10 protein-coding genes and 1 pseudogene are annotated in these 14,067 nt (G+C 72.4%); 5 read left to right on the forward strand and 6 right to left on the reverse strand.

Annotation, left to right across the window (positions count from 1 at the left end):
- The first annotated feature begins 62 nt into the window (after positions 1-62).
- A complete protein-coding gene (locus tag AOJ26_RS33040; protein WP_053852049.1) occupies positions 63-1,982 on the forward strand; it encodes a ricin-type beta-trefoil lectin domain protein in 1,920 nt (639 codons plus the stop codon).
- Between the two features lie 6 nt (positions 1,983-1,988).
- Here AOJ26_RS33040 and AOJ26_RS33045 read toward each other — a convergent pair whose 3' ends face one another.
- From AOJ26_RS33045 to AOJ26_RS33055, 3 genes are all read right to left on the reverse strand, one after another.
- Complete coding sequence (locus AOJ26_RS33045) at positions 1,989-3,245, reverse strand: arsenic transporter (RefSeq protein WP_179200298.1); 1,257 nt, start codon at positions 3,243-3,245, stop codon at positions 1,989-1,991.
- 88 nt (positions 3,246-3,333) lie between these two features.
- A complete protein-coding gene (locus AOJ26_RS33050) occupies positions 3,334-4,008 on the reverse strand; it encodes a DUF4232 domain-containing protein (RefSeq protein ID WP_053852050.1) in 675 nt (224 codons plus the stop codon).
- Between the two features lie 111 nt (positions 4,009-4,119).
- Entirely contained in the window at positions 4,120-6,501 is a 2,382-nt protein-coding gene (locus AOJ26_RS33055) for a SpoIIE family protein phosphatase (RefSeq protein ID WP_053852051.1), read from the reverse strand.
- A 202-nt stretch (positions 6,502-6,703) separates the two neighbouring features.
- Here AOJ26_RS33055 and AOJ26_RS45300 point away from each other — a divergent pair.
- Positions 6,704-7,050 (forward strand): annotated as a pseudogene (locus tag AOJ26_RS45300) (DUF4982 domain-containing protein); the annotation flags it as partial.
- A gap of 247 nt (positions 7,051-7,297) precedes the next feature.
- Complete coding sequence (locus AOJ26_RS33065; protein ID WP_053852053.1) at positions 7,298-9,541, forward strand: glycoside hydrolase family 9 protein; 2,244 nt, start codon at positions 7,298-7,300, stop codon at positions 9,539-9,541.
- Here the strand turns inward: AOJ26_RS33065 and AOJ26_RS33070 are convergent.
- The 3 genes from AOJ26_RS33070 to AOJ26_RS33080 all read right to left on the reverse strand — a co-directional run bounded on the left by AOJ26_RS33070 (position 9,486) and on the right by AOJ26_RS33080 (position 12,735).
- Positions 9,486-11,009, reverse strand: coding sequence for a cytochrome b (locus AOJ26_RS33070; RefSeq protein ID WP_053852054.1), 1,524 nt, complete (start codon positions 11,007-11,009; stop codon positions 9,486-9,488). The two genes, AOJ26_RS33065 and AOJ26_RS33070, sit on opposite strands and share 56 nt — an antisense overlap.
- Positions 11,006-11,920: an RNA polymerase sigma factor SigJ gene (gene sigJ / locus AOJ26_RS33075; protein ID WP_053852055.1), complete on the reverse strand. Its 915-nt coding sequence runs from the start codon at positions 11,918-11,920 to the stop codon at positions 11,006-11,008. The genes AOJ26_RS33070 and sigJ overlap by 4 nt, the downstream gene beginning before the upstream one ends.
- 92 nt (positions 11,921-12,012) lie before the next feature.
- On the reverse strand, positions 12,013-12,735 hold the full coding sequence (locus tag AOJ26_RS33080) for a 2OG-Fe(II) oxygenase (RefSeq protein WP_053852056.1): 723 nt from the start codon (positions 12,733-12,735) through the stop codon (positions 12,013-12,015).
- A gap of 150 nt (positions 12,736-12,885) precedes the next feature.
- Between AOJ26_RS33080 and AOJ26_RS33085 the strand changes: the two genes are divergently transcribed.
- Together AOJ26_RS33085 and AOJ26_RS33090 are read left to right on the forward strand one after the other, a co-directional pair.
- Positions 12,886-13,131, forward strand: coding sequence for a hypothetical protein (locus AOJ26_RS33085; RefSeq protein ID WP_053852057.1), 246 nt, complete (start codon positions 12,886-12,888; stop codon positions 13,129-13,131).
- A gap of 3 nt (positions 13,132-13,134) precedes the next feature.
- Positions 13,135-13,512, forward strand: a complete 378-nt coding sequence (locus tag AOJ26_RS33090) for a hypothetical protein (protein WP_007386606.1) — start codon at positions 13,135-13,137, stop codon at positions 13,510-13,512.
- Positions 13,513-14,067: the final 555 nt, after the last annotated feature.

Raw genomic sequence — 14,067 nt, forward strand, 5'->3', positions numbered from 1 at the left:
GCGGACGAACCCATTGGTATGGACTTATGCAACGCAGCATGCCCTCGGGAGGAAATGCCGCCGTGAAAGACGCAGGACTGTCGAATTCCCCGTCTCCGGTTCGCCCGTACGACGTCACGGACGAGCAACTGAGCGCCGAGCTCAAGAAGTGGAGCGGCACGACGCCGGCCCTGCAGCCCGTCGGTGAACTCCTCGACCGGCACTGGGAAGCCGCCTTCGCCTACGCGCGGCTGTGCACCGACGGTCCCCGCCCCGCGGGCATGCTCACCACGGCAGCGTTCACCCGCCTCTTCGGCGAGTCCCTGCGCCAGACCGGGCCGACCGCCGCCTGGCGGCCCCATCTGCTCGTCACCGTCCGCCGGATCGCGGCCGAGTGGGACGCCGACGGCCGGCGGGAGATGCTCCACCCCGAGCTGAGAACCGGGGCGGGCGGCGACCGCGCCGCGGCCCGGCTGCTGCCTCCCGCCGAGCGGCGCCTGCTGTCCGGTGCCTTCCAGCGCCTGCCGCAGTCCGCCCGCTGCCTGCTGTGGCACACCGAGGTCGAGGCCGAGCCGATCTCCGTCCCCGCGGGCCTCCTCGGCCTGGACGAGGAGGACGCCCGCATCGAACTCCGCCGGGCCCGCGAGCGGCTGCGCGAGGAGTGCCTCCAGGTCCACCGCGAACTCGCCCCCGAGCAGGAGTGCCGGCACTATCTGCGCCTGCTCGACGTGACCTACCGGCGCGGCGGCGTCGACGTCGACCCCGATCTGCGCGCGCACCTGGAGCGGTGCAGGCACTGCATGCACACCGCGGACCAACTGCACCAGTTCAACGGGCAGCTCGGGCTCGCCCTCGCCGAGGCCGTGCTCGGCTGGGCTGCCGCCGCCTACGTCCAGTCGCGGCTGACCGTCGACGACCCGGGAGCGGCGCGGGAGGCCCGGCGGCACGCTCCGGCGAGGCCGTTCGTGGCCGAGGACTTCGCGGCCCCGATGTCCCTTGCCGAACCGGGCCGGGACACCGCGGCAGCCGGCCCCGTTCCCGTCGACCCGGCGGCCACCGCTGCCGGCCCCCGCACCCGCTCCGCGTCCCGCCGCTCGGCCCACAAGGCCGCCCGCCGCGCCTCCCGCCGCAACCTCGCCGTCGCCGTCCTGACGGTGAGCGGGCTCGTCGTGCTTCCCCTGGTCATGTGGTCCTCGTTCCGCTCCGACGGCGACGGCCCCGTCGACGCCGCCCCCTCCGAGGCGCCGGGCTCCGACGCGGCCTCCTCGACCAGCGACCCGTCGAAGGCCGGGGCGAGCGAGGCACGCCAGGGAGACCTGCGCGGCCGTCTGCACAACGTCGAGTCCGGGCTGTGCGTCGACGTCGTCGGCGGGAAGCTCGCCCGGGGTGCCGAGACCGAACTGGCCGCGTGCTCCGGGGCCGAGGGCCAGCAGTGGTCGTACGAGGCCGACGGACTGCTGCGCAGCGGCTCCGACCCGGACCTGTGCCTCGACTCCCGCCTCGGGTTCTCGGTACGGCTCGCGACCTGCACGGGGGCGAGTGCGCCCGACGCCAAGGACATCCGCTACGACTTCACCCTCCAGGGCACCCTCGTACCGCGCTGGAACCAGGACCTGGCCCTGGCCCCCGCGGCCACGGACGGGTCCGGCGCGCTGGTCCTGAAGAACCGCGAGGACGGCCCCGCCCAGCGCTGGGTGTTCGACACCTCGACTGCCGACCCCCAGATGGCGGCGGTCAACTGGGACGAGGACAGCAGCCCCACCCCCACTCCGAAGTCCGCCCCCGTGCCCTCCAGGACGCCGAGGCCGACCCCGAAGGCGACCGCCGCACCGACGGCCACGCCGACCCCGTCGAGCAGCCCGTCCCCCGGCGACGACTGCTCCAACAACCCCTACTACTGCTCGTGGGGTGACCGGAGCGGTGGCGGATCCGGCGGCCATGGCGGTGGATACGGGTACGGCGGTGGTTACGGGTACGGAGGCGGCTACGGGGGCGGGCGCTGACCCCGCTCAGGTTCCGACGAGCTGGAGCGAGCCCCACAGGGCCGCCACCGACGCGGCCAGCGCGGTCGGTACGGTCAGCAGGCCGAGCCGGGTGAACTCGCCGAGGCCGACCTCGTGGCCGTCGCGGTGCAGGATGCGCCGCCACAGCAGTGTGGCCAGGGACCCGGCGTAGGTGAGGTTCGGGCCGATGTTCACCCCGAGCAGCACCGCGAGGACCGCGCCCGGCCCGGCCGCGGCGGTGAGCGGCAGCAGGACCAGGACCGCGGGCAGATTGTTGATCAGGTTCGCCAGCACGGCGGCCAGCGCGGCGATCCCCAGCAGCGCGAGGAGCCCCGTCCCGTCGGGCAGGACGTGGCGCAGGGCGTCCGCGAGGCCGTTGTCGACGACCGCGCGCACCACGATGCCGAGGGCGAGCACGAACGCCAGGAAGGCGGGTGCCGCCGCCCGCAGCACCGACACCGGGCCGGCCTTCCTCCGGACGAGCGCGCGGCCCGCGAGCACCAGGGCCCCCGCGCACGCGACCCAGGCGGGGTCCACGCCGAAGGCGGAGGCCACCACGAACCCGGCCAGCGTGCAGCCGACGGTGACCAGCGCGAACAGCGGCAGCGCGGGCTCCTCGGACGGCTCGGGGGAGTGGTCGACGACGGTGAGGTCGGTCTCGAAGAACCGCCGGAACACCACGTACTCGACGGCGATCGCCGCCAGCCAGGGCAACGTCATCAGCAGCGCGAACCGGGTGAAGCTCACCCCGCTCGCCTCGAAGGCCAGCAGATTGGTGAGGTTCGACACCGGCAGCAGCAGCGAGGCCGTGTTCGACAGGTGCGCGCACGCGTACACGTGCGGCTTCGCACGGGCCCCCATCCGGGAGGCCGTGACCAGCACCACCGGCGTCAGGAGCACCACGGTGGCGTCCAGGCTGAGCACCGCGGTGATCGCCGACGCCAGCCCGAACACACCGGTCAGCAGCCGCCCGGGCGAGCCCGCCGACCGCCGGGCCAGCCAGGCCCCGCAGGCCTGGAACAGCCCCTCGACGTCACAGAAGTGGGCGAGCACCAGGACCGCGGCCAGGAAGCCGACCACCGGCCCCAGCCGCTCGGCCTCCGCCCACGCGTGCTCCGGGGTGATCGCCCCGGTCAGGACCACGAGCCCCGCCGCGGGGACCGCGACCACGGCCTCCGGCAGGCCCAGGGGACGCAGAACCGCCCACACGAGTACGGCTACGAGAAGGGCGACGGACAGGGTTTCGGCGAGCGGGGTGTTCAGGGTGGTTCCTTCGAAGGGCGGACAGACCGTGCCCGGACATGAAACCAGGCCCGGGTAAGAACCCTCCAAACGTCCCCGGCCTGGGCCGTCAGGCGCCGGTGCCCGGGCTGAAGGGGATGAGCCGGACCGACGCCTCGTTGCCGGACACCGGGACCTCGCCGCCCTTCCAGGCCACCTTCAGCGGGTCCTCCTCGTCCGGCGGGGTCACCAGCAGGGCGGCGGGGGTGGCCGTGCCCGCCCCGCTGACCTCGGGGTTCGCGAAGGACAGTCCGGCCCAGGCGCTCTGGCCCGGCGCCAGTCGCACGGTCTGCGGACCGGTGGCGGAGCGCTCGGGGTCCGGGCCGAGCTGCCTGCCGGACGCGTCGACGAAGGCGGTGCCCGGATAGCCGTACAGGGTGCAGGTACGGCTCGACCTGTTCGTCAGCACGACCGGGAAGTTCTCCTGCCCGGCGCCGGGGTTGTTGCGGCCGACGGACGCGCTGAGCTCGGCGGTGTGGCAGCGGGTCCCGCCGGCCGGGGACGGCGTCGCGGACGGGGTCAGGGAGTTGCTCACCGCGTCGGTGGGGACGCCGCTCGGCGCGCCGCTCGCGTCCTGCGAGGCGGACGGCGCCGTGGAGTCGGTCGCGGGTGCCGCCGTGCCCGGCTCCGTACGGGAGCCGTCCGCCGTGCCGTCGCCGCTGCCGCAGCCCGCCAGCAGACCGAGCACCGCGACCGGACCCGCGAGCAGTGCCGCCCGCCGCACACCCAGGGACCTGTTCGTCATGTCTCCACACTCCCGCGGATTCCGCGCACGCGCCCGTACGGCGCCTTGTGCCCCGTCAGCGAGGCCCCGATGCGGCGCGGCCCGGAAAAGTTCGCTCACCGTTCCGAACGCTCACTCCAGGTCGAGGAGCCCGATCTCCGCCCAGATCGTCTTGCCGTCGGCCGTGTGGCGGCTGCCCCAGCGCTGGGTGAGCTGAGCCACCAGGAGCAGTCCCCGGCCGCCCTCGTCCCACGTCTTGGCGCGCCGCAGATGGGGCGCGGTGTGGTTGGTGTCGGAGACCTCGCAGATCAGCGTGGCCGCGTCATGGATGAGACGCAGCCGGATGGGACGGGCGCCGTACCGGATCGCGTTGGTCACCAGCTCGCTCGTCACCAGCTCGGCCGTGAACGAGGCCTCGCTCAGGTCCCAGCGGGCGAGCTGCTCCACGACCTGCTTGCGGACGGGCGCCACCAGCGACGGGTCGGCGGGGATGTCCCAGGTCGCCACCTGGGAGGCGGGCAGCCCCAGGGTGCGCGCCAGCAGCAGGGCCACGTCGTCCGTGGAGCCGCCGGCCGGGAGCAGTGCGTGCAGCACCCGGTCGCAGCTCTCCTCCAGGGAGTCGGAGGGCACGGCCAGGGTCTCGCACAGCAGCGCGCGGCCGGCGTCCTCGTCCCGCTCCCGGGACTCGATCAGCCCGTCCGTGAACAGGGACAGCACGGTCCCCTCCGGCAGCGCCAGCTCGGCGGACTCGAACGGCAGCCCGCCCAGGCCCAGCGGCGGCCCCGCGGGCAGGTCCACCAGGCGCGCCTCACCGCCCGGGGTCAGCATCACGGGCGCGGGGTGCCCGGCCCGGGCCAGCGTGCAGCGCCGCGACACCGGGTCGTACACCGCGTACAGACAGGTCGCCCCGACCTCACCGGGGCTGCCCTCGCCGCCGGCCTCCGCGGACAGCCGTACGACGAGGTCGTCGAGGTGGGTGAGGAGCTCGTCCGGGGCCAGGTCGATGTCGGCGAGGGTGCGCACGGCGGTGCGCAGCCGCCCCATCGTCGCCGAGGCCTGGATGCCGTGTCCGACCACGTCCCCGACGACCATCGCGACCCGCATCCCCGACAGCGGGATCACGTCGAACCAGTCGCCGCCCACCCCGGCGCGCGCGGCCGGGAGATAGCGGGAGGCCGCCTCCACGGCGGCCGTGCGCGGCAGGGATCGGGGCAGCAGACTGCGCTGGAGGGCGAGGGCGGTCTCGCGCTCGCGGGAGAAGCGGCGGGCGTTGTCGATGCAGACCCCGGCCCGCGCGGTGATCTCCTCGGCCAGCAGCACGTCGTCCGGGGTGAAAGGGTCGGGACGCCGGTAGCGGGTGAGGACCGCGACCCCGAGGGTCTGGCCGCGGGCCTGGATCGGCACGGACATCGTGGAGTGGATGCCGTACTCCTTCACCCGCTCGCCGCGGGTGGTGTTCCAGGTGAGCCACCGGTCGAGGCGTCCGGAGGCCACGGTGGCGACGATGGTGCGGCCCGCCGTCAGCGAGTCGGCCTGCGGTGAGGTGACGGGGTACAGCTCGGTGTGCCCGGGCTTGACCACCGCCATCGGATTGCCGGGGTCCACCGACTGGTGGGCGGCGCGACGCAGCTCGACCGGTGCGGTGAGCGGCGCCGGGGTCTCGCCCTCCTCGCGCGGGTCCAGCAGGTCGACGCTGACGAAGTCGGCGAGTGCCGGGACGCAGACGTCCGCCAGCTCCTGGGCCGTGCGGGTCACGTCGAGGGTGGTGCCGATGCGCACACTCGCCTCGTTGACGAGCTGGAGCCGCTCGCGGGCGAGGAAGTTGTCGGTGAAGTCGTGGGCGGCCAGGCAGACGCCCCGCACCCGGCCCGCCGGGTCGGTGACCGGCGCCATCCGGGCCAGCCAGGCGTGCGCGCGGTCCTCGCCGCCGGTGCGCATGTACGTCTGCACGTCCTTGGGCCGGCCCGTGGTGAGCACGTGCAGCAGGTGCTCCTCCAGCTCCTCGCTCTGCGGCTTCCCGCCGATCTCGGACAGCCTGAGCCCCTGGATGCGCTTCTCGGGCAGTCCGATCACGTCGGCCATGGCGTCGTTGACCCGGCGCAGCCGCAGGTGTTCGTCGTACACGGCGACGGCACAGGGCGACTGGGTCAGCACGGCCGTGCCCAGCGGATCGTCGGGGGAGCGGGGGCCGCCGGGCTCCAGCGGGGTGACCACGAGCCAGTGCCCAGGGCCGCCGTCCGCCGACTTCTGGTGGTGGGCGAGCAGCCACACCGAGACCGCGGTGCCGTCGCGGTGGCACAGGGTGAGGGTGCCGTCCCAGCGGGCGCCCACGGGCCCGTCGGGCACTTCCCCGCCCCCGCTGACCAGGAGGTTCACCGCCGGTCTGCCCACGACTTCGGCGGGCGACCAGCCCAGCAGCCGCTGCGCGCCGGCGTTCCAGGCGACCAGCGTGCCGTCCTCACCGACGACGGCACGAGCCGTCGCCGCGTCGTCGAACGGGTACACGAGGGTCATCGTCGCCACTCCATTGCGCGCACTCTCAGTGAACAAACAGGTCACTTGGGTTCCAGCCTAGTGCGTCGCGCTGGGTCACGAACGGTGAACCCCTGTGCACGCCCCACCCGTGACCGGAGCGCCGTCAAGGGGGAAATCCGGCCGGGGCGGCGCGCGGGGGAGGAGCAGCCGACCGCACCCCCGACTGCCCTGACCGGCGCACAGCTGCACCAGCCCGAACGGCAGCGCGGGCCGGTTCCGTCTGACATGGCAAGTGCCGTACGTACCGGGCGAGTTGACCGCGGTGACGAAGGCGACCGGCAGGACGGTCGCCGGCGACGTGCTCCGCACGGCGAGCCGGTCCCACGCCGTACGTCTCACCGCCGGCCGGAACTCCCGCGCCGGGGACGGCCGTTCGCCGGTCTTCGGCACCGCGGACGTCGCCGACTCCCGTGGAACGGTCGTCCCGACGCCGGGCCCCTGATCGCCTTCGCGGTCTCCGGCGGCTCGCTCGCCGGGCCCGGCAACGGCCGTGAGGAGAGCGCCGAGCGCTGTCAGGCCGGTACCCGCAGACGCCGTCCGCGGCTTTCGCCGGACAACTCACGCTGACCAGTGCGTATCCGGGCGAGTCCCGGGGAGCGGTGCGCGTCGCCGAGCCTGAGGTTCCGGAGTGGGGACCGCTTCGCAGGCGGTCCCGGCGGAACCCGTCCCGTCCGGACCGTTGACGGGGTGTCATGCCTGCAACAAACATGGCCTGCGACCGTTGGGAGCGCTCCCATCCCGAGCGCCGCCCGTATCTCCCCCGAGGAGCCCGGACGTGAACAGACGCAGAACCGCCCTGTTGTCCCTGACCGCGCTGCTGGGTGCGGCACTAGTGGTCTCGCCCGTCTCCCCGGCCGCCGCCGACGAGGTCGAGCAGCTCAAGAACGGCAGCTTCGACACCGCCGTCGAGCCCTGGTGGGCGAGCAGCAACGTCACCGCGGCCGTGTCCGACGGACAGCTCTGCGCGGACGTGCCGGGCGGCACCGCCAACCGCTGGGACGCCGCCGTCGGCCAGAACGACCTCACCCTGGTGAAGGGGGAGTCGTACAAGTTCTCCTTCACCGCGAAGGGTTCGCCCGAAGGGCATGTCGTGCGGGCGATCGTGGGGCTGCAAGTGGCGCCCTACGACACCTATTTCGAGGTGAGCCCGCAGCTCAGCGTGTCCGGGAACTCCTACTCGTACACGTTCACCTCGCCCGTCGACACCGCCCAGGGACAGGTCGGCTTCCAGCTCGGCGGCAGCGCCGACCCGTTCCGCTTCTGCATGGACGACGCCTCCCTGCTGGGCGGGGTCCCGCCCGAGGTGTACGAGCCCGACACCGGGCCGCGCGTGCGTGTCAACCAGGTCGCCTACCTGCCCGCCGGGCCCAAGAACGCCACCCTGGTCACCGACGCCACCGCGCAACTGCCCTGGCAGCTCAAGAACGCCTCCGGCGCCGTCGTCGCCCACGGCACGACCGTGCCCCGCGGCGTCGACGCCTCCTCCGGGCAGAACGTCCACTCCATCGACTTCGGCGCCTACAAGAAGCGCGGCACGGGCCTCACACTGGTCGCGGACGGCGAGACCAGCCGACCCTTCGACATCGGCACGGGCGCCTACGAGCAGCTCCGCCTCGACGCGGCGAAGTACTACTACACCCAGCGCAGCGGCATCGCCATCCGCGACGACCTGCGCCCCGGCTACGGCCGCGCCGCCGGTCACGTGAACGTGGCCCCCAACCAGGGCGACAAGGACGTGCCCTGCCAGCCCGGCGTGTGCGACTACACCCTCGACGTCACCGGCGGCTGGTACGACGCCGGCGACCACGGCAAGTACGTCGTCAACGGCGGCATCTCCACCTGGGAGGTGCTCAGCACCTACGAACGCGAGCTGCTGGCCCGCACCGGGCAGCCCGCGAAGCTCGGCGACGGCACCCTCGCCATCCCCGAGAGCGGCAACAAGGTCCCGGACATCCTCGACGAGGCCCGCTGGGAGCTGGAGTTCCTGGTGAAGATGCAGGTGCCGGACGGGAAGCCGCTGGCCGGGATGGCCCACCACAAGATCCACGACGAGCAGTGGACCGGTCTGCCGCTGCTGCCGAGCGACGACCCGCAGAAGCGTGAACTGCACCCGGTGTCCACCGCGGCCACCCTGAACCTCGCCGCGACGGCCGCGCAGGCCGCCCGCCTGTACAAGCCCTACGACAAGGCGTTCGCGGCGAAGGCCCTGGCGGCCGCCCGCAAGGCCTGGACCGCAGCCCTCGCCCACCCCGACCTGTACGCCTCGGACAGCGACGGCACCGGCGGCGGCAGCTACGCCGACAACAACGTCACCGACGAGTTCTACTGGGCGGCCGCCGAGCTGTACCTGACCACGGGCGAGAAGACCTTCCAGGACCGTGTGCTCGCCTCACCGGTGCACACCGCCGACATCTTCAGCCCCGTCGGCTACGACTGGGCCCGCACGGCCGCGGCGGCCCGGCTGGACCTGGCGACCGTGCCCAGCAAGCTGCCCGGCCGCGACAAGGTCCGCCAGTCCGTCGTCAAGGGCGCCGACCGCTACCTGGCCACCCTGAAGGCCCACCCCTACGGCATGCCGTACGCCCCGGAGGGCAACCTCTACGACTGGGGCTCCAACCACCAGATCCTGCACAACGGGATCGTCATCGCCACCGCCTACGACATCACCGGCGCATCCAAGTACCGGGACGGCGCGCTCCAGGGCATCGACTACATCTTCGGCCGCAACGCCCTGAACATCTCGTACGTGACCGGCTACGGCGAGGTCAACTCCCACAACCAGCACGCGCGCTGGTACGCCCACCAGCTCGACCCGAACATGCCGAACCCGCCGAAGGGCACCCTGGCCGGCGGGCCGAACTCGCTCATCCAGGACCCCTACGCACAGAGCAAACTCCAGGGCTGCGTCGGCCAGTTCTGCTACATCGACGACATCCAGTCCTGGTCGACCAACGAGCACACCATCAACTGGAACTCCGCTCTGACCCGGATGGCGTCGTTCGTGGCGGATCAAGGCTGACCCACGCGTGTTCCACCAGCTCACCGGGCCGTTCGTGCGCGGTGAGCGTGTGGAGCCGGGCCTGATCGAGCGGCTGGTGCACCTCCACGTACTCACCGTGCGGCAGCCGCTTGATCACCCCGGTCTCCCGGCCGTGCAGCACCAGTTCGCGGTCCCGGAGCTGGAGGCCGAGGCAGATGCGCCGGGTGGCGACGAAGACGACCACCGGGACCACGAACATCCCGATCCGCACGGCCCAGGTGACGGTGTTGATCGACAGGTGCAGCCGGGTCGCCACGATGTCGTTGCCGCCGCCCGCCAGCAGGATCAGGTACAGGCTGATCCAGGACGTGCCGATCGCCGTACGGACCGGCCTGTTGCGCGGGCGGTCCAGCAGGTGGTGCTCCCGCTTGTCCTTGGTGAACCGGGCCTCCAGGAACGGGTAGATCCCGATGAAGACCAGCAGCAGCGGGAAGACCACGACCGGGATCAGCACCCCCAGGATCAGCGTGTGGCCCCCGAGGGTGATCTCCCAGCCCGGCATCACCCGCACCAGGCCCTCCGCGAAGCCCAGGTACCAGTCCGGCTGCGCGCCGGTGGAGACCTGGTCGGCGCGGTAGGGACCGTACGACCAGACCGGGTTGATCGAGGCCACGGCCGCGATCAGGGTGAGCGTCCCGAACACCAGGAAGAAGAACCCGCCCGCCTTCGCCAGGTACACCGGGAAGAACGGGGTGCCGACCACGTTTCGTTCGGTCTTTCCGGGCCCCGCGAACTGGGTGTGCTTGTGGTACACGACCAGGATCAGGTGGGCCACCACCAGAGCCGCCATGATGCCGGGGATCACCAGGATGTGCAGCGAGTAGAAGCGGGCCACGATGTCGTGGCCGGGGAACTCGCCGCCGAACAGGAACAGCGCGAGGTAGGTGCCGACGATCGGCACCGACAGGGTGGCGCCGTAGACGAACCTGAGGCCCGTGCCGGACAGCAGGTCGTCCGGCAGCGAGTAGCCGAACAGGCCCTCGAACAGGCCGAGGAACAGCAGGGACCAGCCGAACAGCCAGTTGACCTCGCGCGGCTTGCGGAACGAGCCGGTGAAGAAGTGCCGCATCATGTGCGTGAGCATCCCGGCCACGAAGATCAGCGCCGACCAGTGGTGCAGTTGCCGGATCAGCAGACCGCCGCGCACGTCGAAGCTGATGTCGAGCGTGGAGGCGTACGCCTCCGACATGCGCACGCCGTTCAGGGGCGTGTAACTGCCGTGGTACGTCACCTCGTTCATCGACGGGTGGAAGAACAGGGTGAGCCATACGCCGGTCAGGATCAGCACGACGAAGCTGTACAGGCAGATCTCGCCGAGCAGGAAGGACCAGTGGTCCGGGAAGACCTTGCGCAGGTACTTCGCGCCCAGTGTGCGGGTGCCCAGCCGTCCGTCGAGCCAGCCCGAGAGCCGCTCGCCCCTGCCCGCCGGGAGTTCCGTGCGCGTCACGCCTCCTCCTTCTGCACGTGCGAGAGTTTGTCGGGGTTGGTGACGACGAAGAGGCCGCAGACCCGGTCGCCCTGCGGGGTGAGGTCCATGACGATCACCGCGTACGGCGCGTCGTCCTGGAACAGCACGGCCGCGTCGTCGCCGTTGACCCTGCGGTAGCGCAACTCCAGGGCGGATCCCCGGGCCCCGCCCCGCTTCGCGTAACCGGTGAGCAGCCGTACGGCCTTGTCGCGGCCGTGCACCGGGCGCAGCGCCGTCGGCCTGCGCTTGCCGCCGCCGTCCGTCCACACCGTCACGTCCGGCGCGAGGATCTCCATCAGCTCCGCGATGTCCCCGCCGACGGCGGCCTGCACGAAACGTTCCGTCGCCTCCCGGCGGACCCGGGGGTGCGCCTCGTACAGCGGACGGCGGGCGTGCACGTGGGCCCGGGCGCGGTGCGCCACCTGCCGTACGGCGGCCGGGGTGCGGTCGAGGATCTCCGCGATCTCGGTGTGGGCGTACCCGAACACCTCGTGCAGCACGAACACCGCGCGTTCCAGCGGGGACAGCGACTCCAGGACCACCAGCATCGCCAGCGACACGGACTCGGTGCGCAGTGCGGGGTCGTCGGCGCCGTCCTCGTCGGCGACCAGCGGCTCGGGCAGCCACGGGCCGACGTAGGTCTCCCGGCGGCGGCTGATCACGGCCCGCCGCTGGAGCGTGTGGTTGACGGCGATCCGGACCAGGTAGGCGCGGGGGTTGTCGACCCCGCCCACACCCCGGCGTGACCACGACAGCCAGGTGTCCTGGAGCACGTCCTCGGTGTCGGCGACGCTGCCCAGCATGTTGTAGACGACTCCGAACAACAGCTCCCGGTGCTCGACGAAGACACCGGTCGCCGCCTCGGCGTCGGGATCGCGGATCTCGGACATCTTGTGTGGCCTCCCAGTAGCGCGCTCACTACTGCGAGGCCCCGCGGCCGCGGAATGTGACATCCGCGGCCCGGATGTGACCCACGCCTCATCTAGGAGGCGTCGTGGAACACGATCCCCAGCGCGTGCCGCCGGCCGGAGCGCACCGTGCTCACCCCGTGCCGCATCGCCCCGGCGGACCAGCCGCGCTTCGTGCGCACCGGCCGTTCGCGGGTCGTGAAGACCATGCCGTGACCCCGGGGGAGGACGGTCGCCGTGCCACGGGACTGGGCGCGGGGACGCTGCTCGACCATCAGGAACTCGCCGCCGGTGTAGTCGCTGCCGTACGCGTCCAGGCCCACCACCACCTGGAGGGGGAAGACCAGGTCGCCGAAGACGTCCCGGTGCAGGGCGTTCCAGTCGCCCGCCGTGTAGCGCAGCAGGATCTGGGCGGAGCGGTCCTGCCCGGCGGCGTGACAGCGCTCCAGCCACTCGTCGAGGGAGTCCGGCCAGGGGGCGGGACGGCCGAGCCGGGCGGCCCAGTCACGGGCGACGGGCAGCAGCCGCGGGTAGAGCGCGGCGCGCAGGGCGGCGACCGGAGCGGGCAGGTCGTGGGTGAAGTAGCGGTACTCGCCCGAACCGAAGCGGTGGCGGGCCATGTCGACGGTGGTGCGGAACAGCTCCGGCTTCTCGTAGAGCGCCGTCAGGTCCCGGCACTCGGCCGGTGTCAGCAGCGGTGCCGTCGGCGCGCAGCCGTGCACGTCCAACTCGGCGGCGAGCGCGGCCCAGTCGGTCTCGGCGGCCCGGGCGGCGGCCAGGTCGGGGGTGACTGTCATGACGTTTCCTCCTCCTTTCGAGTCTCGGACCCGGACCAGCGCGCGTCCGGCGGGAATCGGACACCGTGCTCGACCCCCTTCGGTACCGCTTTCCGACCTGCCTGACCTGCGACTATTTACGGCCGAGTACCCGCGCGGTACCGTGAAGGCATGCCAGCTCTCAACGTGGAGTTCAGCGATCGCGAGCTAGAGGACCTGCGCCAGATCGCCAAGGAGCGCGGTACGTCGATGAAGGCCCTCGTCCGGGAGGCCGCCGCGGCCGACATCGCCCGGCACCGGGCCCTCCAGGAGGGTGCGGAGGCGTTCCGGCGGTTCTTCTCCGCCCACGCCGACGAGTTCGCCGCCGCCTTCCCCGAGGACGAACCGGCCGCCAAGGGCGCGGGACGGGTCGCCTGAGCGATGGCATCCGTGGTTCACATCGACGTGCCCTGGCTGCTCCAGCGGCACGAAGAGGTCCTGCCCGACCAGCCCACGATCAACGACTTCTCGGCCCTCGTCGCCGCCGTCGCCCGGCACCGCGTCGACCCGCCCCGCCTCGGCGTAGACTCCGACCCGGCCTGGCGCGCGGCGGCCCTCCTGCACACCCTGGCGCTGCTCAAGCCCTTACCGTCGGCCAACGCCCGCTTCGCCTGTGCCACCGCCGTGGCCTACATGTTCGTCAGCGGCGTCGGCATCGACCCGCCCTACGGGGCCCTCGTCGACCTGGCCCGCGACCTGATCTCCGGCAAGACCGACGTGTACGGCGCGGCCGACCGGCTGCGCTCCTGGCAGATCTGAGGCCGCCGGGCCGCGCCGCCGGTCCGGAGCCGGACCCGGGTGCCCGGGCCGGACGCCGACCACCTCGCCCCCGGGGCCGCCGACCGAGGGCGGGAGGAACGGGGTCGGCGGCCGGGGTTTCGCGCGGGAGAGCCGCCGTCCCGCGCGGGGCCTCCGAGAAGGGCCGTCTCCAGTGGACTACCGGTCATCGCGCCGGGGGAGCGTGCGCGGCGCTCCGGCGCGTGCGCGGGTTTCACACGGGGCGCATGGAATGTCGAAAGCCGGTGCGAGGGCACGCGGTTGCGACTTCGTCTGACCATCTTTCAAAGTGATGCGGATGTTGCCCAGGTGCCTTGTTGGCCGTGAGTGACCTGTGCAAGGGTGAACCACCTGTGTGGGGGGCAAGGCCGGGTCGCATTCGTCCCGTGGGGAACCGGGGCGAGGGGGCACCGGCGAATTCGTGCTTCCCACCCTCGCGCCCGAAAGGGATGCCCTTCGGCATGCCATTTCGGCAGGGGAACTTCAGTGCGTCCCATGTCTGTGGGAAGGAAACCCGCTCAGTGCCCACCCCCCACC

This window comes from Streptomyces sp. NRRL B-24085 (assembly GCF_001282115.1).
Classification (GTDB): Bacteria; Actinomycetota; Actinomycetes; order Streptomycetales; family Streptomycetaceae; genus Streptomyces.